The 21,236-nt window shown below is 64.2% G+C and carries 15 protein-coding genes, 1 tRNA gene and 1 pseudogene; 14 read left to right on the top strand and 3 right to left on the bottom strand.

Annotated features, from left to right (window positions below; translation table 11 throughout):
* Nucleotides 1-12: 12 nt before the first annotated feature.
* Nucleotides 13-1,065, bottom strand: a complete 1,053-nt coding sequence (selD, locus tag GHK62_RS32015) for a selenide, water dikinase SelD (RefSeq protein ID WP_153443002.1) — start codon at nucleotides 1,063-1,065, stop codon at nucleotides 13-15.
* A gap of 612 nt (nucleotides 1,066-1,677) precedes the next feature.
* On the opposite strand from selD, the gene fdnG reads away from it, so the two are divergent.
* The 8 genes and pseudogenes from fdnG (at nucleotide 1,678) to GHK62_RS31975 (ending at nucleotide 11,749) form a co-directional block, all read left to right on the top strand.
* Nucleotides 1,678-4,764: a formate dehydrogenase-N subunit alpha gene (gene fdnG, locus GHK62_RS32010; protein WP_153443001.1), complete on the top strand. Its 3,087-nt coding sequence runs from the start codon at nucleotides 1,678-1,680 to the stop codon at nucleotides 4,762-4,764.
* A 13-nt stretch (nucleotides 4,765-4,777) separates the two neighbouring features.
* Nucleotides 4,778-5,719, top strand: a complete 942-nt coding sequence (gene fdxH / locus GHK62_RS32005) for a formate dehydrogenase subunit beta (RefSeq protein ID WP_153442999.1) — start codon at nucleotides 4,778-4,780, stop codon at nucleotides 5,717-5,719.
* Nucleotides 5,716-6,423 carry a formate dehydrogenase subunit gamma gene (locus GHK62_RS32000; protein WP_153442997.1) on the top strand — a complete coding sequence of 236 codons (708 nt, stop codon included), beginning with the start codon at nucleotides 5,716-5,718 and terminating at the stop codon, nucleotides 6,421-6,423. Before fdxH ends, GHK62_RS32000 begins: the two co-directional genes overlap by 4 nt.
* 103 nt (nucleotides 6,424-6,526) lie before the next feature.
* Complete coding sequence (gene fdhE / locus GHK62_RS31995) at nucleotides 6,527-7,441, top strand: formate dehydrogenase accessory protein FdhE (protein ID WP_153442996.1); 915 nt, start codon at nucleotides 6,527-6,529, stop codon at nucleotides 7,439-7,441.
* A 20-nt stretch (nucleotides 7,442-7,461) separates the two neighbouring features.
* Nucleotides 7,462-8,874, top strand: a complete 1,413-nt coding sequence (selA, locus tag GHK62_RS31990; protein ID WP_153442994.1) for an L-seryl-tRNA(Sec) selenium transferase — start codon at nucleotides 7,462-7,464, stop codon at nucleotides 8,872-8,874.
* 59 nt (nucleotides 8,875-8,933) lie between these two features.
* On the top strand, nucleotides 8,934-9,698 hold the full coding sequence (locus GHK62_RS31985) for a tetratricopeptide repeat protein (RefSeq protein WP_153443020.1): 765 nt from the start codon (nucleotides 8,934-8,936) through the stop codon (nucleotides 9,696-9,698).
* Nucleotides 9,695-11,530, top strand: a pseudogene (gene selB, locus GHK62_RS31980) (selenocysteine-specific translation elongation factor); the annotation flags it as partial. The gene GHK62_RS31985 and the pseudogene selB, both read left to right, overlap by 4 nt.
* Nucleotides 11,531-11,653: 123 nt before the next feature.
* Nucleotides 11,654-11,749: transfer RNA gene (locus GHK62_RS31975), tRNA-Sec, on the top strand.
* Nucleotides 11,750-11,853: 104 nt separating this feature from the next.
* Here GHK62_RS31975 and uxuA read toward each other — a convergent pair.
* Nucleotides 11,854-13,041, bottom strand: a complete 1,188-nt coding sequence (uxuA, locus tag GHK62_RS31970; protein WP_153442993.1) for a mannonate dehydratase — start codon at nucleotides 13,039-13,041, stop codon at nucleotides 11,854-11,856.
* Nucleotides 13,042-13,100: 59 nt separating this feature from the next.
* Nucleotides 13,101-13,823, bottom strand: coding sequence for a GntR family transcriptional regulator (locus GHK62_RS31965; RefSeq protein ID WP_184108611.1), 723 nt, complete (start codon nucleotides 13,821-13,823; stop codon nucleotides 13,101-13,103).
* A gap of 92 nt (nucleotides 13,824-13,915) precedes the next feature.
* Between GHK62_RS31965 and uxaC the strand changes: the two genes are divergently transcribed.
* The 6 genes from uxaC to GHK62_RS31935 all read left to right on the top strand — a co-directional run bounded on the left by uxaC (nucleotide 13,916) and on the right by GHK62_RS31935 (nucleotide 21,120).
* Nucleotides 13,916-15,316 carry a glucuronate isomerase gene (gene uxaC / locus GHK62_RS31960; protein ID WP_153442991.1) on the top strand — a complete coding sequence of 467 codons (1,401 nt, stop codon included), beginning with the start codon at nucleotides 13,916-13,918 and terminating at the stop codon, nucleotides 15,314-15,316.
* A 106-nt stretch (nucleotides 15,317-15,422) separates the two neighbouring features.
* Nucleotides 15,423-16,598, top strand: coding sequence for an extracellular solute-binding protein (locus GHK62_RS31955; RefSeq protein WP_153442989.1), 1,176 nt, complete (start codon nucleotides 15,423-15,425; stop codon nucleotides 16,596-16,598).
* A 243-nt stretch (nucleotides 16,599-16,841) separates the two neighbouring features.
* Nucleotides 16,842-17,885, top strand: coding sequence for an ABC transporter ATP-binding protein (locus GHK62_RS31950; protein ID WP_234887124.1), 1,044 nt, complete (start codon nucleotides 16,842-16,844; stop codon nucleotides 17,883-17,885).
* Nucleotides 17,882-18,760 (top strand): ABC transporter permease, encoded by an 879-nt coding sequence (locus GHK62_RS31945; RefSeq protein WP_153442987.1) that lies wholly within the window; start codon nucleotides 17,882-17,884, stop codon nucleotides 18,758-18,760. The genes GHK62_RS31950 and GHK62_RS31945 overlap by 4 nt, the downstream gene beginning before the upstream one ends.
* 57 nt (nucleotides 18,761-18,817) lie before the next feature.
* Nucleotides 18,818-19,660 carry an ABC transporter permease gene (locus tag GHK62_RS31940; RefSeq protein ID WP_153442985.1) on the top strand — a complete coding sequence of 281 codons (843 nt, stop codon included), beginning with the start codon at nucleotides 18,818-18,820 and terminating at the stop codon, nucleotides 19,658-19,660.
* The gene (locus GHK62_RS31935; RefSeq protein ID WP_153442983.1) at nucleotides 19,660-21,120 is read left to right on the top strand and encodes a mannitol dehydrogenase family protein; all 1,461 of its coding nucleotides are present in this window, start codon (nucleotides 19,660-19,662) and stop codon (nucleotides 21,118-21,120) included. The genes GHK62_RS31940 and GHK62_RS31935 overlap by 1 nt, the downstream gene beginning before the upstream one ends.
* Nucleotides 21,121-21,236 lie beyond the last annotated feature (116 nt).

The following is a 21,236-nucleotide window of genomic DNA, read 5'->3' as shown; positions in this document are numbered from 1 at the left end:
GCAGCGTCGCGGTCAGGCCGTGACGCGCAAGCCAGGCTCGCCTTCCTCGACGGCCCCGATGATCCGGGCTGCGGCATAGCCGGCGGCCACGATCTCCTCGAGCAAGGCGTCTGCCTGATCGGCGCGGCATGATACGAGAAGGCCGCCGGAAGTCTGGGGATCGGTGAGGATGTGGCGCCGCCATGCCGGAAGATCGTCCGGCAGCACCACGTCCATACCGTAGCTTGCCCAGTTCCGGTGCGATGCGCCGGTGACGAAGCCTTGCTCCGCGAGTTCGGTGCAACGGGCGAAGAACGCAATTGCGTTCGCGTCGATCGCTATCCGCTTGTTCGATCCGCGCGCCATCTCGAGCGCGTGGCCAAGAATGCCGAAGCCGGTGACATCGGTGACGGCATGCACGTGAGAATGTTTGGCGAGCTCGGCACCGACACGGTTCAGGAGCGTCGTCGACTGGATGAGCTCGGCATAGGCGTCTGCCGGCAGTGCGCCCTTCTTGAAGGCGGCCGAATAGATCCCCACACCCAAGGCCTTTGTCAGGATCAGCGCGTCCCCGGCGCGCGCGCCGCTGTTGCGCCGGATATTGGCGGTCGAGCCTGTGCCGATCACCGCCAGGCCGTAGATCGGCTCCGGCGAATCGATCGAGTGGCCGCCGGCGACCGGAATGCCGGCCTCGGCGCAGATCGCGCTGCCGCCCTTCAGGATCTCCCGCACCATTTCGGGCGACATCTTGTCGATCGGCATGCCGACAATGGCGAGCGCCATGATCGGCTTCCCGCCCATGGCGTAGACGTCGGAGATGGCGTTGGTGGCGGCGATCCGTCCGAAATCGAAGGGATCGTCGACCATCGGCATGAAGAAGTCGGTGGTGGCGATCACGCAAGTCTCGTCGTCGAGCTGCCAGACGGCGGCGTCGTCCCCTGTCTCGGTGCCGACGATAAGCCGGGCAAAAGGGCGGGCCGCCGGCTGATCGGCAAGCAGTTGCTGCAGGACGGATGGCGCCAGCTTGCAGCCGCAGCCGCCGCCATGGGCAAGCGCCGTCAGGCGGGGCGATGTCGCGGTATCCATAGTTGCCTCCCAATGTTTCGTATGGACCGCGCGTGACGCGGCACGATTGCGTGAATTGAACCGGAGCCGCACAGGGGGAAATTCATGCAGCAATTCAAAGCGTTACAGCGGACCATGCGCGTCTGAGCAGACGTGCAGTGCAGCAGGCTGGCTGAAGATTTCGCGGAAAACGGGAAATGGGCCCGGCGCGGGCCGGAATGGCCCACCGCTTCGGCGGCGCGCCACGGTGACAGACAGTGCGCAATGCCCCGAGCCTCGGGAGCGGCTTGCAAGCCCATAGTCTTATTATGGTTGATCCGGGTGAGACCGTCAATTCGCCGGGAAACAGTCACCAGCAACGATCAAGTGCGGTTCACGGAGATGTGAGAGAAAACGCCAAAACTTCAGCGCTGCGCGATTGTGTTCGCCGCACTTAATACACGCGCGCTGCAATTTAGATGTAAGTGGAATATCATGTTCGTAATTTATAGTTCTTATCGATTTGACAATGGGATAGGGTGGATTAGAATTTAGACTTGCAAGGCCGATTTTACGTCTTTCCTGCCAAAGACGGGACCCAAATTCTCCGGCACGCCCCCGTCGGCAACGCCGGTTTCAGGGAGGTGGCATGCAATGAACGTGGAACTCTCGCGGCGCCAATTCCTGGGTGCCGTCGGTGCCGGAGCGGCGGCTACGGCGCTCGGATCTCTGGGCTTCGGTGAAATCGAAGCTGCGCATGCCGAAGCGATCCGCGCCTTCAAGCTCGTGAGCACGACCGAAACCCGCAACACCTGTCCCTACTGTTCCGTCGCTTGCGGCGTGATCATGTATTCGAAGGGCGACCGGACGAAGGGCGAGAAGGCGGAAATCATCCATATCGAGGGTGACACCGATCATCCGACCAATCGTGGCACGCTCTGTCCGAAGGGCGCGGCGCTGCTCGATTTCGTCAAGTCCGAAACGCGGCTGAAATATCCGATGATCCGGAAGCCGGGGTCGGACAAGTTCGAACGGGTCAGCTGGGATGAAGCCCTTGACCGGATCGTCCGGCTGATGAAGGACGACCGCGACGCCAATTTCATCGAGAGGAACGAGGCGGGCGTACCGGTGAACCGGTGGATAACGACCGGCTTCCTCGCGGCCTCGGCGACAACGAACGAAACGGCATGGGAGACCTACAAGGTCGTCCGCAGCGCCGGGATGCTGGTCTTCGACAACCAAGCGCGTGTCTGACACGGCCCCACGGTAGCCAGTTTGGCTCCAACATTCGGCCGCGGCGCAATGACCAACTCCTGGACGGACATCAAGAACACCGACCTCGTGATCATCATGGGCGGCAATGCCGCAGAAGCGCATCCGTGCGGCTTCAAATGGGTCACCGAGGCGAAGGCCAATCGCGGCGCGAAGCTGATCGTCGTCGATCCGCGCTTCACCCGCTCCGCATCGGTCGCAGATTTCTATGCGCCGATACGCCAGGGCACGGACATCGCCTTCCTGCTTGGCGTGATCAACTACTGCATGCAGAACGACAAGGTGCAGTGGGACTATGTCAAGGCGTTCACCAACGCCAGCTACATCGTCAAGGACGGCTTCGCCTTCAAGGATGGGCTGTTCACCGGCTATGACGAGGCCAAGCGCGATTACGACAAATCGACCTGGGAATATGAGATCGGCCCCGATGGCTATGCGACGGTGGACGACACGCTGACGAATCCGCGCTGCGTATGGAACCTCTTGAAGCAGCACGTTTCCGTCTACACGCCCGAAATGGTCGAGCGCATATGCGGCACGCCGAAGGACAAGTTCCTGAAGGTGGCCGAAATGGTCTCCGAATCCTCGTTGCCGACCAAGGCGATGACCTCGATGTATGCGCTCGGCTGGACGCAGCACTCGAAGGGCTCGCAGAACATCCGCGCAATGGCGATGCTGCAGTTGATCCTCGGCAATATCGGCGTGCGCGGCGGCGGCATGAATGCCCTGCGCGGCCACTCGAACATCCAGGGGCTCACCGATGTCGGGCTGATGTCGAACCTCTTACCCGGCTATCTGACGATACCGAACGAGAAGGAGGTCGATCTCGAGACCTATATGAAGACGCGCGGCTTCAAGCCGCTCCGGCCGAACCAGATGAGCTATTGGCAGAACTACCGGAAGTTCTTCGTCAGCTTCCAGAAGGCGATGTGGGGCACGGCGGCGACGCCGGCAAACAATTTCGCCTATGACTGGCTGCCGAAGCTCGACGTGCCCGGCTACGACATGTTGCGCGCCTTCGAGCTCATGAACCAGGGCAAGATGACGGGCTATTTCTGCCAGGGCTTCAATCCGCTGCTTGCGGCCCCGAACCGCAAGAAGCTCACGGATTCGCTGTCGAAGCTCAAATTCCTCGTCACCATGGATCCGCTCGATACAGAGACATCGCGTTTCTGGGAGAACCACGGCGAGTTCAACGACGTCGATCCTTCGCAGATCCAGACGGAGGTCATCCAGTTGCCCTCCACCTGCTTTGCCGAGGACGAGGGCTCGCTCACCAATTCCAGCCGCTGGCTGCAATGGCACTGGCCGGGCGGCACGCCTCCCGGCGAGGCAAAGAACGACAACTGGATCATGGCGCAGATCCATGTGCGGCTGAAGGAGCTCTATCGCAAGGAGGGCGGCAAGTTCCCCGACCCGATCGTCAATCTCGACTGGGCCTATGCCGATCCGAACGAGCCGACCGCCGAGGAGCTTGCCAAGGAGCTCAACGGCAAGGCGCTTTCCACGGTCTACGATACCGCCGATCCGACAAAGGTCCTGGCGGAGGCCGGCAAGCAGCTGCCTGGCTTCGCGGCGCTGCGCGATGATGGCTCGACGACGTGCGGCTGCTGGATCTTTTCCGGCTGCTTCAACGAGAACGGCAACAACATGGCCCGTCGTGACACCTCGGACCCGGATGAGACCGGCGCCTATTCCAAGTGGGCGTTCTCGTGGCCGGCGAACCGTCGAATCCTCTACAACAGGGCCTCGGCGGACCTTAACGGCAAGCCATGGGATCCGAGCCGCAAGATCATCGAATGGGACGGCGCGAAGTGGTCTGGCTACGACGTGCCCGATATTCTGCCGACGGCGAAGCCTGACGAGGTCGGGCCGTTCATCATGAACCCGGAAGGCGTCTCGCGCCTTTTCACCAGGGGCATGATGCGCGATGGTCCGTTCCCGGCCCACTACGAGCCGTTTGAATCCCCGCTTGAAAATCTCGTCGCTCCGAAAGTGCGCGGCAATCCCGCGGCGCGGGTATTCAAGGGCGATCTCGAGCAATTTGCCGAGACCGCCTCGGCGGAATTCCCCTATGCGGCAACGTCCTATCGTCTGACGGAGCACTTCCATTATTGGACCAAGCACTCTCGGACGAATGCGGTGCTGCAGCCGGAATTCTTCGTCGAGATTTCCGAGGAACTCGCCGCGGAGAAAGGCATAGAGAGGGGAGGCTGGGTGCGCGTCTGGTCCAAGCGTGGAGAGGTCCGGGCCAAGGCGCTCGTCACCAAGCGGATCAAGCCGCTGATGTGCGACGGCAAAGCCGTCCACGTGGTGGGCATACCGCTGCACTGGGGCTTCACCGGCGTGGCCAGGAAGGGCTTCGGCCCGAACTCGCTGACGCCGTTCGTCGGCGACGCCAACATCGAGACGCCGGAATACAAGGCGTTCCTGGTCAATATCGAGCCCACTGCCGGGCCGGTGGCGTGAGGAGGCTAGAGCCATGTTCCCGCCCGTCCCAAATCCCAGCACCGAACCTCAAGGCCCGAAGTTCGGCGAACAGGACCTGATGCGGCGCTCGGCGTCGAACGTGACGCCGCCCACTGAGCGCCAGACCGAAGTCGCCAAGCTGATCGACGTCTCGAAATGCATCGGCTGCAAGGCCTGCCAGTCGGCCTGTATCCAGTGGAACGACACCCATCCCGAGATGGAAGAGAATGTGGGTGTCTTCGAAAATCCGCACGATCTGACGCCTGACATGTTCACGCTGATGCGGTTCACCGAATGGGAGAACCCGGAGACAAACAATCTCGAATGGCTGATCCGCAAGGACGGCTGCATGCATTGCGAGGATCCGGGCTGTCTCAAGGCGTGCCCGGCCCCTGGCGCCATCGTGCAATATTCGAACGGCATCGTCGACTTCGTCCATGAGAACTGCATCGGCTGCGGCTATTGCATCAAGGGATGCCCGTTCAACATTCCGCGGATCTCCAAGGTCGATCACACCGCCTACAAATGCACGCTCTGCTCCGACCGCATCGCGGTCGGCCAGGGACCGGCCTGCGCCAAGGCCTGCCCGACGCAGGCGATCGTCTATGGTACCAAGGAGGAGATGAAGACGCATGCGGAGGGGCGCATCACCGACCTGAAGTCCCGCGGCTTTGCCAATGCCGGTCTTTACGACCCGCCGGGCGTCGGCGGCACGCATGTCATGTATGTGCTGCACCATGCCGACAAGCCGGAAATTTATGCCGGTCTTCCCAACAACCCGACGATCAGCCCGATCGTCGAGGCCTGGAAGGGGATGACCAAATATGCCGGCCTCGCCGTCATGGGCGTCGCGGCGGTCACCGGCTTCCTGCATTACATGGTCAACGGCCCCAACCGCGTTACCGAAGAGGACGAGGAGGCCGCTGAGCGGCTCACCGGAGATCGTTCCTCATGAGTACCAACACGGAAAATGACGCCCGCAAGAGCGGCAGCGTGCATCCCGGCAAGCCTGTCACGGTCGATCGTTACACCGGTGGGGCGCGGATCAATCACTGGATCACCGCCACCAGCCTGGTGCTGCTCGCGCTTTCGGGCCTCTCTCTGTTCCATCCGCGGCTCTTCTTCCTGTCGGCGCTGTTCGGCGGTGGCCAGCTCGTACGCGCCATCCATCCGTGGATCGGCGTCGTGCTGTTCTTCAGCTTCCTCGGCCTGTTCCTGCGTTTCTGGAAGCTCAATCTCTGGAAGCGCGAGGACGGCACCTGGCTTGCGCGGGCGCGCGACGTGCTGACCGCGCACGACGAACGCCTGCCCGAGCTCGGCAAGTACAATGCCGGGCAGAAGCTCGTCTTCTGGTCGATGTCGGTCTTGATCATCATCCTGATCACGTCCGGTATCGTCATATGGGATGAGTATTTCGCGGCTTACACCACCATCGAGCAGAAGCGATGGGCTGTTCTCGTGCACTCGATCGCCGCCATCCTCGCGATCAGCGTCTGGATCACCCATGTCTATGCAGCGATCTGGGTAAAGGGTACGATACGCGGGATGGTGCGGGGTTCCGTCACCGGCGGCTGGGCATGGCGGTATCACCGCAAATGGTTGCGCGAACTGGTCGCCAAACCGGCTGTGAAAGACGAGAAGCACACTGCAGCCGAATAGGCCGGGATGAGGAAAAGTGTGGGCGGTTTTCCGCCCGCATCCCGGTCGAAATTAGAGGTTCAGGGTTATATCACGTGGCCCGTGGGGTTCGTGAGGGAGTGTGATGAAACGCAAAGACGCTGCAGCGCCAGATCCCACCGCCATTGGAGATGTCTCGTCGCCGCCGTTTGCGCGCCTGCCTGACCCCGCTTCGCTTTTCTCCGCCCGATCGCAGCGCCTTCGTCAACTGGCCGAAGCGAGCGACCTTGCGCCCTATCTCAACTTCGTAGCGGGACTTTCGGCGGCTCAGCACGATATCCAGGCCGGCCTTCCGCCTGCCGAAGGCCCCAACGCCGCGGCGCTCACGCGCGCACGCGAGTTCGAAATGCCGCCGCTCCATCGCCATGGGATGGAAGGCAAGGCGCTCAACACGATATTCGACCGTCTGTTTGCAGCCGCTGACGCAATCGAGAAACCGGCGCCGGCCGCCGCCGCGCTGGCACGTGTCGCTGCCGCCGATCGGCAAGCGCGTCTTATTTTGGCCGACAACGTACTGTCCGGCTCGTTGCCTGCGGACGCGATCGGCGAGCACATTTTCGTCTGGGCCGCGCTTCAGGTGCATTTCGCCCGCCTCGCGTCGCTTCTCGAGGCGAAGAAGCTCACGCCCGTCGCCGACGGCGTTTGCCCGTCATGCGGCGGCAAACCGATGTCGTCCATGGTCGTCGGCTGGCCGGGCTCGCACGGAGCGCGGTTCTGTTCCTGCTCGCTGTGCTGCACCTATTGGCACTATGTCCGGATCAAATGCGTGCTTTGCGGTTCCACCAAGGGGATTTCCTATCGCGAGATCGAGGACGAGGGCGGCACGGTCAAGGCCGAGACCTGCGACGAATGCCACGGCTGGACGAAGATTTTCTACCAGGACAAGGCGCCGGCGACAGATCCCGTTGCCGACGATGTTGCAAGCCTCGGCCTCGATCTCCTGATGGGCGAGGGCCCCTATCGTCGCGGCGGCTTCGCGCCGCTTCTGGCCGGATTCTGATGTACCGGGGAGGGACCGGAATGGATGTCAATGTCAGGCTGCGTGACATCCCGTCTGTGGACGAGCTTCTGAGATCGGCCATCCTCGTCGAAGCGGTCGAATGCTTCGGGCGACCGGCCGTCACCGAAGCCTTGCGCAGCGTGCTCGCCACGACCAGGGACGAGGTGCTGAAAGGTGGAGAGGTTCCTCCGCCGGACGCTATCATCGCGACCGCGGTCGCGGCGCTCGAGGAGAACGATCGATCGACGCTGCGCCCCCTGTTCAATCTGACGGGAACGGTGCTTCACACCAATCTCGGCCGCGCCTTGCTGGCCGAGGCGGCGATCGATGCCGCGACGGCGGCGATGCGCGAGGCGGTGGCGCTCGAATTCGACCTTGCGAGCGGCAAACGCGGCGAAAGAGACGATCACCTGCGCGCGCTTATTTGCGAGCTGACCGGCGCGGAGGACGCGACCGTCGTCAACAATAATGCGGCGGCCGTGCTTCTGGTGCTGAACAGTCTCGCTGCCGGCAGGGAGGCGATCGTCTCGCGCGGCGAGCTGATCGAGATCGGCGGCGCGTTCCGCATGCCGGATATCATGTTGCGTTCCGGCACCCGTCTTGTCGAGGTCGGCACCACGAACCGCACGCATGCGAGGGACTACCGCGACGCCATTGGCCCGGACACGGGGCTGCTCATGAAGGTCCACACCTCCAACTATCGCATCGAAGGTTTTACCAAGGAGGTCGGGGCTCGCGAGCTTGCCGGCATCGCCCACGAACGCGGTCTGCCGCTCGTCAACGACCTCGGTTCGGGCACGCTTGCCGATCTCGAGCGCTTCGGGCTGGCGCACGAGCCGACCGTCGGCGAAGCGATCGCCGACGGCGCCGACATCGTCACCTTTTCCGGCGACAAGCTGCTCGGCGGACCGCAGGCCGGCTTCATCGTCGGGCGCAGCGCCTTCATCGAAAGGATCAACTACAACCCGATGAAACGCGCGCTCAGGGTCGACAAGATCCGTCTTGCGGCACTGGAGGCGACGCTCAGGCTCTATCGCGACCCGGATCGGCTCGGCGAGCGGCTTCCGACGATGCGGCTGCTTTCCCGCCCGAAGACGGACATCGGTGATCAGGCGGCACGACTGGCACCCTTGGTGGAGCGCGCAGTGAAGGGCGCATTCCGCGTTTCGGTCGTGGATTGCGAAAGCCAGATCGGTTCCGGCGCCCTGCCGCTTTCCACGGTCCCAAGCGCGGGGCTCGCCCTGACGCCGCGGTCGGGCAGCGGCCGCACGCTCGCCGAACTGGCCGCGGCCATGAGGCGTCTTCCGATGCCGGTCATAGGCCGCATCGAACGCGGATCGCTGATCCTCGATCTGCGCTGCCTTGAGGACGAGGATGGGTTCGTCGCCAACCTCGCGCATCTCGATCCGCCAAGCGAAGGAACGTCGTCGTGAGCCTGTTCAGCCGTCTCTTGCGAAGACCGACCGTGAGCGACACCTCGGGCGAGGGGCCGATGGAGAAGGCGCTCGCCGCCGCGCGCGGTGGTGATTACGAGACTGCACATGCGATCTGGGTGCCTTTGGCGCAGGCGGGAAATCCGCGGGCGCAGAACAATATCGGCGCGTGTTTTGCCGGTGGACTGGGCGTCGCCCGGGATGTCGATCTCGCCTATCGCTGGCTCAATCTCGCCGCCGAGGCCGGCGACCCGGTCGGCCAGCGCAACCTCGCCTCGCTGCTCTTCAAGGGCGAGGGGATAGCAGCGGATTATCAAAGGGCGGCGGCGCTCTACCGCAAGGCTGCCGAACAGGAGGACGCCGAGGCTCAGGACATGCTGAGCTGGATGCTTCTGGAGGGCGATCTCATCGAGCCCGACTTCGCGGAAGCGCACCGCTGGGCGCTCGCTGCGGCGAAGAACGGATCAGCTCCGTCGATGACGCGGCTCGGGATGCTCTACCACAATGCCATCGGCGTCGCGCGCGATCCGATCGAGGCGGTCCACTGGTGGGGACTTGGCGCGCGCGCCGGCGACGCCGACGGGCAGGCGATGCTTGGCGCGGCCTATCATCTGGGAAACGGCATCGCCCACGATCCCATCGAAGCCTTCGCTTGGCTGTTGAGGGCGCGTGATGGCGGCAGCGCGCTGGCGACGCCATTCTTCGACGTCGTGCGTGACGCGCTCGACGCAGAGCAGTTGGCGGAGGCCGAGCGCCGCGCCGCAATGCCGCTGTCCGAGACGGCGGATCCTTCCCAGCCGGCAAGCGCGAGGAAAGAGACGTGATCGTCGGAACGGCCGGTCATATCGATCATGGCAAGACGTCGCTCATCGGCGCGCTGACCGGTGTCGATACCGACCGGCTGAAGGAGGAAAAGGACCGCGGTATTTCGATCGACCTCGGCTTTGCCTACATGCCGGTCGAGGGCGCGGAGACCCTCGGCTTTGTCGACGTTCCGGGCCACGAGAAATTCATCCACACCATGCTGGCGGGCGCCGGCGGTATCGACTTCGTGCTTCTGGTGGTGGCGGCCGACGACGGCGTCATGCCCCAGACGCGCGAGCATCTGGCGATCGTCGATCTTCTCGGCATCGAACAGGGCATTGTCGCCATCACCAAGGCCGATCTCGTGGCGGAGGATCGCCTTCAGGAAGTCGAACGGCAGATGCGCGACGAGCTTGGCGGCACGGCGCTTGCCGACATTTCGATGATCCCGGTTTCGACGGTGTCGGGCAGGGGCGTGGCGTTGCTTCGTGACGAAATCGTCGATGCGGCACGCCGCTTCGCGCGGCGACAGGCAAGCGGGCGCTTCCGGCTGGCGGTCGATCGCTCCTTCACCATTCAAGGCGTCGGCACGGTCGTCACCGGGACCGTGCTTTCAGGACAGGTCTCGGTGGAGGACCATGTCACCATCAGCCCGTCCGGCCTTAGCGCCCGGATACGATCGATCCATGCGCAGAACAGGCCGAGCGAAATCGGCCGCGCCGGCGACCGTTGCGCGTTGAACCTCGCCGGTCCCGGCATCACGAAAACCGCGGTCGGTCGCGGCGACATGGTCTGCGACCCGAGCCTGCATGCGCCGACGAGCCGGATCGATGCGACGCTGCGCGTGCTCGGTTCGGAACCCAAGCCGATCGGCCATTGGTTCCCCGTGCGGCTTCATCATGCCTCAGCGGAGGTCGGAGCCCGGATCGTCCTTTTGGCCGATGAGCCCGTCGCGCCCGGAGCGCGCACGCTGGTCCAGCTCGTGCTGGAGCGTCCGATCGCCGCGGCGGCCGGAGACCGCTACGTCGTTCGCGACACCTCCGCCCGCCGCACGATCGGCGGCGGACGGTTCTTCGATCTGCGCGCGCCGGCACGCAAGCGCCGTACCCCGGAGCGCATGGCCCAGCTCGAAGCCCACGCGCTCATCGAGCCGAAGCAGGCGATCGAGGCGCTGCTTGCCGCGCCGCCGTTTTATCTCGACATGAGCGCCTTTGCCCGCGACCGGGCGATCGCTGCAACGGAAGCCGTCGCGTTGGCGCAAGCGCTAAGCGTCGTGCAACTGCCGCTGGAGGCGACGACGCTCGCCATGTCTCAGACGAGTTGGGATAATTTCCGCAACGGTATCCTTGCCCGGCTCAAGGCCTTCCATGCCGACAACCCGGACCTGTTGGGCATTGGGGTAGAGCGGCTGCGCACGCAGGCGGAACTTCGCTTGCCGGTGCCGGCTTTTCGGGCGGCCCTCCAGGCACTCGCGCGACCGGGAGAGATCGCACTCGACGGAGCATGGGTCCGGCTTGCCGACCATCGGGTGACGATGACCCTGGCTGACGAGCGGCTCTGGCATGACATCGAGCCCCTGCTCGATGGAGCCGAGCGGTTCCGCCCGCCGCGCGTGCGCGACATCGCCGGGTTGCTGGCGGTGCCCGAGGCGCAAGTCCGCCGCCTCATGAAGCTCGGCAGCCGCATGGGCAAGGTGCACGAGGTGGCGCACGATCATTTCTTCCTGCGCGAAGTGGTGGCGGAGATGGTGGCGGTGATCGCCGAGATCAGCGAGGCGGCCGATAAGGGCTGGTTCACCGCAATGCAGTTCCGCGACCGTCTCGAAAACGGCCGCAAGGTTGCGATCCAGATCCTCGACTTCTTCGATCGTCACAGCGTGACGCTAAGGCGCGGCGACATGCGCCGCCTCAATCGCAACCGTCTGGACCTTTTCGGCAATTTGTCGAATGGTGTCAGTGATAAGGCAGATGTTTCAGGAGGAGATTCGTCCCCGGTGGGGCGTCCGGACTTCAAATCCGGGAGGGGTCGAGAGACGGCCTTTTGTGGGTTCGACTCCCACTCTCTTCCGCCATCATCCGGATCGGCGGGAAGCTCCCGCTGACTGCTGCATGCTTCCTTAAATCGGCTGCGATTTAAGGAAGCATGCAGCGGCCAGGCGAGGCGTTCGACGGCCGATCAGGTCGGCGGCGCGCCGAGCGCGTGAAGGATGCCGCGCAGTTCCGCGAGGCCGCGCAGGCGGCCGATCGCCGGATAGCCGGGCGTGACCGTCTTCTGCAGATCATCAAGCATCCGGTGGCCATGGTCCGAGCGGAACACGATGGTGTCTTCCGCTCCCCGGCGCTGGTCCTCGGCAACGAGCTCCTTCAGCGCATCGACCATCGAGACGTCGCCTTCTAGATGCGCGCTCTCGTGGAAGCTCCGGCCGTCGCCTTCGCGAGTGGTGGCGCGAAGATGGGCGAAATGAATGCGCGAAGCAAAGCGCCGGGCGATCTTCGGCAAGTCGTTGTCGGCCCTGACGCCGAGGCTTCCGGTGCAGTAGCACATGCCGTTCGCCTCGGAAGGCACGGCCTCAAACAGCGCGGCGTAGTCGGCCTCGGTCGAGGCGATGCGCGGCAGGCCGAAGAGGGGTCGCGGCGGATCGTCCGGGTGGAGCGTCAGCTTGACCCCCCGTGCTTCCGCCGCCGGTGTTACGGCCTCGAGGAATTCGATCAGGTGCTGGCGCAGGCGTGCCGCGTCGACTTCCTGATAGGCCGCCAGCCGCTCGCGAAACGCGGGAATCGTCAGCGGTTCCGTGGTGGAGCCGGGGAGCGCGGAGGTGATGATGCGGGTGATTTCGGCGATCTCCTCCTCCGGCGTCGTGCGGAAGACGGCCTCTGCCCGTTCGCGATCCTCCTGCGAGTATTCTTTTTCCGCGCCGGGACGTTTCAGGACGAAAAGCTCGAAGGCCGCGAACCGTTCGTGGTCGAAGCGCATCGCCGTCGCACCCGTCGGCGTGATGAAGTCGAGCTCGGTGCGGGTCCAGTCGACGACCGGCATGAAGTTGTAGCAGATGATCTTGATGCCGCAGGCGGCGACAGCCTCGAGACTGGCGATCCAGGCTTCGATCTCGGCCTTTGCCTTACCGCCCTTGCGCTTGACCAGATCGGGAATCGGTATGCTCTCGACGACCGACCACTTGAGCGGCGTGCGGCCGGCGGGCGTGGTCTCGATGAGCGACTGGCGCTCGCGCACGGCCTCTTCGGTCCAGGCCTCGCCGATCGGCACCTGATGCAGCGCCGAGACGACATTGGTCGCGCCCGCCTGACGCACATCGTCTAGCGTGACCGGCGCATCCGGCCCAAACCATCTCCAGCCTTGCCGCATATTGGTATTCCTCCTGTGAGTCCTGATTCTTTCTTGAGATCGTCCGGGGCGTTCGCCGTTCAGTTGAAATAGCCCGGATAGAGAAGCCGAAGTTCATCGATGTCGGGAATGACGGCGCTCAGGTGATGCATCATCGCGGCGCGCGCACGGTCCACATCATGCGCCGCGATGGCGTCGCGGATCGTCATATGCTCCTCGATGACGCTGTCCATGCGGCCGAGCACCGGCAGGGTGAGGCGGCGGGCGCGGTCGATCTGCAGCTTCACGGTTTTCAGGATGTTCCAGATGCCCGGATAGCCGGCGATCGCCGAGATGGCCTCATGGAAGGCCTCGTCCTGCTCGTGGAACTGCGATGGCTCGTTGTGCGCGGCGTGGACGCGCTGGCGGGCGATGATCGCATCGATCCTGGCGATATCGTCGGCGGTCGCGATCTCGGCGGCGTGTTCGACCGTCGTGCGCTCCAGCGATTTGCGGATGACGACGGCTTCGGGAATGGCAGAGACCGGAATGCGAGACACGAAGGTCCCCGATTGCGGGAAGATTTCGACGAGCCCGGCTTCCGCGAGCCGCAGAAGCGCCTCGCGCACCGGCGTGCGGCTGACGCCGAATTCCTCGGAAATGCGCTTCTCCTGCAGGGCGACGCCCGGCTTCATCTGCAGTGAAAGGATCGCCGCATGGAGCTGCTCATAGATCGCCGATGCCGTCGTCACCCGGCGAATCTTGGCGCCGCCTGAGACTGCGAAAGTCGGCGACGACATGTCCGGGCGTTGGTGTTTCGACATGGAGGCGAATTCCATCAGTTGACTCGGTTTTGGATACTAGTATATCAATTCATTCACGTTGCCAATATGGATGAGGGAAGGGAGGCCCGGAAATGGCATTGCATCCCGATAGGTTGTTTCCGGTGGAGCCGGAGGCGCGGGCCATCGCCCGGCGCCTTTACGATGCTGTCGCGGGTCTGAAGATCATCTCCCCGCACGGCCATACGGAACCCGCCTGGTATGCCGAAGACCGCGCTTTTCCCGATCCGGCGGCGCTCTTTATCACGCCGGACCACTATGCGACGCGCATGCTCTATTCGCAGGGCGTCAGGCTGGAGGATCTCGGGGTCAGGAAGCGCGATGGTTCCGGTACCGCTCCCGACGGGCGCGCGATCTGGCGGCTTTTCGCCAAGCATTTCCATCTCTTTGCCGGCACGCCGACGCGGCTCTGGTTCGAACATTCGCTGGAAGCTGTCTTCGGCATTACGGAGCGGCTGGGGCCGGCGAATGCCGACGCCCTTTACGATCGCATCGCCGAGGCAATTGCGACGCCTCAACTGCGCCCTCGCGCCCTTTACGACAAATTCGGCATCGAGGTGATCGCGACAACCGATGGCGCGCTCGACGACCTCGCCTATCACGATGCAGTCCGCAGTTCGGGGTGGCATGGCCGCGTCGTGCCGACCTATCGGCCGGACGCGGTGGTGGATGCCGAGGCGCCGGGTTTTGCCGATAATGTCGGGAAGCTCCTCGCCCTGACCGGCGAACGCGCGACCTGGAGCGGTTACCTTAACGCGCATCGCGCCCGCCGCGCCTTCTTCAAGGCGCGCGGCGCGACGGCAACCGATCACGGCCACGCAACCGCCCGGACGGAGAACCTTTCGCCCGCCGACGCTGCAAGCCTGTTCGAGAAGGTCCTGTCCGGCAAGGCGGGCCCAGCGGAGGCCGAAGCCTTCCGCGGCCAGATGCTGACGGAAATGGCGCGGATGAGCCAGGAAGACGGTCTCGTCATGCAGATCCATCCCGGCTCTTACCGCAACCACAATCCGTCGCTGTTTGCGAACTTCGGACCGGACAAGGGCGCCGATATCCCCAAGGCGACCGACTATGTGCATGCGTTGAAGTCGCTGCTCGACGCGGTCGGGAACGACCCTTCGCTGACGGTCATCCTCTTCACGCTCGACGAGACCGCCTATTCGCGCGAGCTCGCACCGCTCGCCGGCCACTATCCGGCACTGCGGCTCGGTCCCGCCTGGTGGTTCTTCGACAGCCCGGAAGGCATGCGCCGTTTCCGCGAGACCACCACGGAGACCTGCGGCTTCTATAACACCGTCGGTTTCAACGACGATACCCGCGCCTATCTGTCGATTCCGGCGCGCCATGACATGGCACGCCGGGTGGATTGTGCCTATCTCGCTCGCCTCGTCGCCGACCACCGCCTCGACGAGGAGGAGGCGCACGACCTTGCGCGCGAACTTGCTTACGGGCTCGCCAAGCGGGCGTATCGCTTGTGAGTCAATTCAAGGTGCTGCAGCGACCTTGGCGCGCCGATGAGACGCGCGGCGTTGCAGGGGCCGGCCGCTCGGGAGACGTCCGGCATAACGATGGAGGAGAATGAGAATGAAGATCACACGCAGAAATTTTGTCGGCGGCGTTGCCGGCATGGCGGGGTTAAGCCTTATCCCCACCCGCGGCTTTGCGCAGGCCAAGGCGCCGTCGGCACCCGTCACGATCACCGTCGTCGACGTTGCCGGTAACCTGGCGCTGACGCAGGGCATGTTCGAGAACTACGCTGCGGCAAAGCCGGAATGGGTGTCGAGCTTCGCCTTCACCAAGGCCCCGGCCCCCGAATTGCCGTCGAAGATCAAGGCGCAGCAGGCCGCCGGCAAGGTTGATATCGACCTCGTGCTCACCGGCACCGACGCGCTTTCCGCCGGGCTCGATCAGGGGCTCTGGGTGGATCTCTCCGCGCACAAGGCAAGCCTCCCGAACCTTGAAAGCATCCTCTTGCCGCAGGCCTTCAAGATGCAGGCTCTCGCGAAGGACCAAGGTGTCGTCATCACCTATTATCCCTCCGGTCCGCTGATCGAATATATTCCTGAGCGCGTCGCGACACCGCCGAAGACGGCCGCCGAACTGCTCGAATGGACCAAGGCCAATCCGAAGCGCTTCATGTATGCGCGTCCGGCCAATTCCGGTCCCGGCCGCACCTTCCTGATGGGGCTTCCGTATCTCCTCGGCGACAGCGATCCGCACGATCCGGTCAATGGCTGGAGCAAGACCTGGGAATATTTGAAGGCGCTCGGCGAAAACATCGAATATTACGGCACCGGAACGACGCAGGTGATGAAGGAGCTCGGCGAGGGCACCCGCGACATCGTCGTCACGACCACCGGCTGGGATATCAATCCGCGCGTGCTCGGCATCGTTCCGGCCGAGGCGAAAGTCGGTACCCTCGAAGGCTTCCATTGGGTGACAGATGCGCATTATGCGGTCATTCCGAAGGGCGTGTCCGAGGAAAAAGTTGGCGTGCTCATCGACGTCATCAACTTCATCCTGCAGCCGCAGCAGCAGGCGATCGCCTTCGACGAGGGCTATTTCTACCCGGGCCCGGCGGCGAAGGGCGTGACGCTCGACATGGCGCCGCAGGAAAGCCAGGACGCCATCGCCGAGTTCGGACGGCCGGAATACGAAGACTGGATCGCCAACAACCCGCTCGAGGTTCCGCTTGAGCCGGCCAAGCTCGTCGATGCCTTCCGCATCTGGGACGAACAGATCGGCGCGTCCAAGGGCTGAACAAGCTTCGATCAACCGGATGCGACGCCGGCGACGTGCTGGCGCCGCATCCGAACGCTATCGGCCGGGCAGACGCAGCGCGCTCGGCGAATGGGTGTCGTTCCCATCCGCTAAAGGCTCGGCAACCGGAAAGCGCATCATGAATAGGAGAATACCTTGACCCTGCCGGTTCAAAACCCAAGACAGGCGCCCCCGCAGCAACAGGGCCAGTTAAAAAAGGGCGAGTCGAGACAGGGCGCTCGTCTGGAGCTTGATGGCCTGCGCCGCTCGTTCGGCGCGTACAACGCGCTTGACGGCATCGATCTCGCGATCGAGCCGGGCGAATTCATCGCGCTTCTCGGACCCTCGGGCTGCGGCAAGTCGACGGCGCTCAACTGCGTCGCAGGCCTCCTGCCGCTGACGGGCGGCGAAATCCGCCTCGGCGGCCAGCGCATCGATCAGCTGGAGCCGGAAAAGCGCGGATTCGGCATGGTGTTCCAGAGCTATGCGCTCTTTCCGCATATGAGCGTGCGTCGCAATGTCGGTTTCGGCCTTGCCATGCAGGGTATCGGCGGCGCCGAGGCGGACAAGCGGATCACCGACGCGCTCAATCTCGTGCGCCTCGGTTCGCAGGCCGACAAGCTGCCGGGGCAACTGTCCGGCGGCCAGCAGCAGCGCGTCGCCATCGCCCGCGCCGTCGTCATCAGGCCTCCGGTCGTGCTCATGGACGAGCCGCTCTCCAACCTCGACGCCAAGCTCAGACTCGAGATGCGCGCCGAAATCCGCGGCATCCACGACCAGATCGGCTCGACCACCATCTACGTGACGCACGATCAGGACGAGGCGCTTTCGCTTGCCGACCGCATCGTCGTGATGAGCCAGGGCCGCATCATGCAGATCGGCACGCCCGAAGATCTCTACCAGCGCCCCGTCCATGTCGAGGTGGCGGATTTCATGGGCTTCCGCACCCGACTTGCCGGGCGGGTCCTGTCGGTCTCCGGCAGCGAGGCGGAAATCGAGGCGGCCGGTGCCAGGCTTACGGGCACGGTGCGCGAGCCGCTGAAGCCGGGGGACGCCGCAATCCTTTCCGTGCGCCCGGAAGACCTCGTGGCTATCGAGGGCGGCGACGGAATCCAGGTCACGGTGAACAGCATGGAATATCGCGGCCGTGCCTTCTTCGGCATGGCGCATGCCACTGACGGCTCCGAACTCTATTTCCGCGCCGACCATGCGCTGCTGCGCGGTGCGGCCGCAAGACTGCAGCCGGTCGCCGGCCGGGCGCTGCTCTTCAAGGGGCAGGCAGCATGAACAGGCCCTCCCTCCGGTTGCGGCTCGCCGCCCGCGGTTTCGACGCGACCACGCTGCTCGTCCTGCCCGGACTGGCGGTGATGCTCGCGCTGTTCGTCTATCCGTTCATTTACGGCATCATCGATTCGCTGGCACCGCGCGAGGGCGTCTGGTATTCGAACTATACCCGCTTCTTCACCGACCGCTTCCAGTTCGCAACGATCGGCGCGACGCTCTGGCTCGCTTTGCCGGTGACGATCGTCAATATGGCGCTGGCGCTGCCGATTGCCTTTCGCGTGCGGCTGATGCGCCGGCAGCGGCTGTTGACGACGATCCTCGTGCTGCCGATCACGCTCGGCACGGTATTCGTCGCCGATGGCCTGCTGACCTTCCTCGGTCCTCAGGGCTGGTTCAACCGCGCGCTGATCCTCGTCGGGCTGCTCGAAGCGCCGGTGAAGCTCACCAACAACTATTGGGGCGTCTTCGCCTCGCTGCTGATCACCGGGTTCCCCTTCGCCTTCCTCCTGACGCTCTCCTACGTGACCGGCATCGATCCGGCGATCGAGCAGGCGGCCGCGACGCTCGGGGCCGGACCGCGGCAGCGCTTCTTCCGGGTCTTCCTGCCGTTGCTCGTGCCGGGCCTCGCCGTCACCTTCTGCCTCGCGTTCGTCCAGGCCTTCGCGGTGTTTCCATCGGCCGTGCTGCTCGGTGCGCCCGCCGGGCCGACACGGGTGATTTCGATTGCCGCCTACCAGGCTGCGTTCGAGCAGTACGATCACTCGATGGGCTCGGCGATCGCGATCATCATGGGCCTCGTCGAACTCGTCGTGGTCGTGGCGGTGCTCGGCCTGCGGTCGCTCTTCTATCGCGGACCCGCCGGCGGCACGAAAGGGTGACGCAATGCACTTCGACGTTTCAATGACATTCTACCTTGGACCAGAAAGGCTGACGCCATGATCCGTGACCAGGGCATTGCCTCCAAGCTGTGGCGCTTCTCCGTATGGGCACTCGCCGGCCTCTTCGTCCTCAACTTGATCGGGGTTATCGCCGCCGTGGTGATGAACTCCTTCGCCAGGCGCTGGCTCGGCACCTGGCTGCCGTCCGGCTGGACGACGCGCTGGTATTTCGACGCCTGGAGCGAGTTCCAGCTTTCGAGCGTCGTTCTCGTTACCTTCCAGGTCGTCTTCGCCGTCGTCCTCATTTCCGGAATGATCGGCGTCGTCACCGCCTATGCGCTGGCGCGGCGCGACTTTCCCGGCAAGCGTGCGATCATCCTGCTCTTTCTGCTGCCGCTCCTCATCCCGCCGCTCACCTACGGCATTCCGCTGGCGACGGTCCTTTACCAGATCGGTCTCGGCGGCTCGTTCTGGGGCGTGGTGCTGATCAACCTGGTGCCGTCGCTGCCCTTCGTCATCCTGGTGATGATCCCGTTCATCGAGCAGATCGATCCGCGTATCGAAGCCGCCGCGCGCGTCTTCGGCGCGGGGACCGGCAGCCTCTTCCTGCGCATCCTGCTGCCGCTCCTGTTGCCGGGCATGCTGGCGGCGCTGCTTCTCGTCCTCGTGCGAACCATCGCCATGTTCGAGCTCACCTTCCTGATCGCCGGGCCGACGAGCCAGACGCTGGTTGTCGCACTGTACTATGCGGTCTTTGCCTCGGGCGTTCGTGCCAGCCAGTCGATTGACGCGATGGCCGTCGTCTATATGGTGACGACGCTCTTCTGGCTGGTCCTCGCGCTCCAATTCGTCAGCCCGACGCAGATCGTCGCGCGCGCCAAACAACAGCAGGCTTCATGATGCGGCTCTCACGACAGATACTCGACCGGCTGCCGGCTACCGTCAAACGGCCGGAATACGACCCCGCCCGGCTTGCCGTCGGCATCGTCCACCTCGGCATCGGCGCGTTCCACCGGGCGCACCAGGCCGTCTTTACCGATGCGGTGCTCGCAGAGGATCCTTCCTGGGGTATCTGCGGTGTCTCGCTGCGCAGCCCCGAAACGCGCGATGCGCTCGCGCCGCAGGATGGGCTCTATACGCTCAAGGTCCAGGATGGCGAGGGCGAGGAACTGCAGGTGATCGGCAGCGTCGCCGAACTTCTCTGCGCGCCGGAGGACCCGGAAGCCGTTCTTGCCCGCATGGCCGACCCGGCGACGCGGATCGTGTCGCTGACGATCACCGAGAAGGGTTATTGCCACAACCCGGCGACCGGGCAACTCGATGAAGCTCATCCCGACGTCGTCCATGATCTTCAGAACCCGGCGCGGCCGAAGTCGGCGGTCGGCTTCATCGTGGAAGCGCTTGCGCGGCGGGCGAGCGCAGGCGTGCCTGCGTTCACGCTGCTCTCCTGCGACAATCTTCCGTCCAACGGCCACGTGCTGAAAAACGTCGTCACGCGCTTCGCGGAGCTGCGCGATCCGGGCCTCGCCAACGTTATCCGGGAGCTTGCCTCGCCGTCGACCATGGTTGACCGGATCGTCCCGGCGACGACGGAAAAGGACCGGTCGGAGATTTCCGTGGCGATCGACGTCGTCGATGCCTGGCCGATCGTGACCGAACCGTTCCGACAGTGGGTGGTGGAAGACGATTTTCCGCTCGGCCGTCCGGCCTGGGAGAAGGCAGGGGTCGTTTTCGTGGACGACGTCGCCGTCTTCGAGATGATGAAACTGCGCTTGCTCAACGGCAGCCATTCGACGCTTGCCTATCTCGGCTATCTCGCCGGTGCGGAGACGGTTGCCGAAGCCATGGCGCTGCCGGGTATGGAGGCGCTGATCGAAGGATTGATGGTCGAGGAAGTGTCGCCCACCTTGCCGGCGCTGCCGGGCTTCGATCTCGCAGAATATCGCCGGGCACTGCTGCAGCGGTTCCGCAATCCGGCGCTGCGTCACCGGACATGGCAGATCGCCATGGACGGATCGCAAAAGCTGCCGCAGCGGCTGCTCGGAACCATCCGCGACCGCATCGCCGCGAAATCCTCCTATGACCGCCTGGCGCTCGGCGTCGCCGCCTGGATGCGATACGCGCGCGGCATCGACGAAAAGGGTAACGGCATCGATGTCCGCGACCCGCTTGCCGGCCGGATCGCCGGCGTGGCGCAACCGCTGCAACGGCCCGAGGAGATCGTGGCTGCGCTTCTGCGCATCGCGGAGGTATTCGGCGATGACCTGTCGTCGGATGAAGCGTTCCGCGACACGCTCGTCCGCACGCTCGCCAGGTTGATGTCGGACGGCGCTGCAGCGGTCGTCAAATCCCACGCATGAAGCCGGCTGCATGATTTCTCAAATCGGCGACGAGAATTCAAAGTGCTACAGCGTCCTTTGCGCGTCTCATTACAGCGCCGTGCGTCCTTTAGGACGCACAAAGGACGCTGTAACTC

The sequence above is a fragment of the Sinorhizobium terangae genome (assembly GCF_009601505.1).
Classification (GTDB): Bacteria; Pseudomonadota; Alphaproteobacteria; order Rhizobiales; family Rhizobiaceae; genus Sinorhizobium; species Sinorhizobium terangae.
The sequence above is the reverse complement of the archived record's forward strand: the minus strand, read 5'-3'. Positions and strand labels throughout refer to the sequence as shown.

What these genes read in the sequence shown, in the direction of transcription:
- selD (WP_153443002.1), bottom strand. Translation starts at nt 1,065, where the DNA reads ATGGATACCGCGACATCGCCCCGCCTGACGGCGCTTGCCCATGGCGGC.
- fdxH (WP_153442999.1), top strand. Translation starts at nt 4,778, where the DNA reads ATGTTCCCGCCCGTCCCAAATCCCAGCACCGAACCTCAAGGCCCGAAG.
- GHK62_RS32000 (WP_153442997.1), top strand. Translation starts at nt 5,716, where the DNA reads ATGAGTACCAACACGGAAAATGACGCCCGCAAGAGCGGCAGCGTGCAT.
- fdhE (WP_153442996.1), top strand. Translation starts at nt 6,527, where the DNA reads ATGAAACGCAAAGACGCTGCAGCGCCAGATCCCACCGCCATTGGAGAT.
- selA (WP_153442994.1), top strand. Translation starts at nt 7,462, where the DNA reads ATGGATGTCAATGTCAGGCTGCGTGACATCCCGTCTGTGGACGAGCTT.
- GHK62_RS31985 (WP_153443020.1), top strand. Translation starts at nt 8,934, where the DNA reads ATGGAGAAGGCGCTCGCCGCCGCGCGCGGTGGTGATTACGAGACTGCA.
- uxuA (WP_153442993.1), bottom strand. Translation starts at nt 13,041, where the DNA reads ATGCGGCAAGGCTGGAGATGGTTTGGGCCGGATGCGCCGGTCACGCTA.
- GHK62_RS31965 (WP_184108611.1), bottom strand. Translation starts at nt 13,823, where the DNA reads ATGTCGAAACACCAACGCCCGGACATGTCGTCGCCGACTTTCGCAGTC.
- uxaC (WP_153442991.1), top strand. Translation starts at nt 13,916, where the DNA reads ATGGCATTGCATCCCGATAGGTTGTTTCCGGTGGAGCCGGAGGCGCGG.
- GHK62_RS31955 (WP_153442989.1), top strand. Translation starts at nt 15,423, where the DNA reads ATGAAGATCACACGCAGAAATTTTGTCGGCGGCGTTGCCGGCATGGCG.
- GHK62_RS31945 (WP_153442987.1), top strand. Translation starts at nt 17,882, where the DNA reads ATGAACAGGCCCTCCCTCCGGTTGCGGCTCGCCGCCCGCGGTTTCGAC.
- GHK62_RS31940 (WP_153442985.1), top strand. Translation starts at nt 18,818, where the DNA reads ATGATCCGTGACCAGGGCATTGCCTCCAAGCTGTGGCGCTTCTCCGTA.
- GHK62_RS31935 (WP_153442983.1), top strand. Translation starts at nt 19,660, where the DNA reads ATGCGGCTCTCACGACAGATACTCGACCGGCTGCCGGCTACCGTCAAA.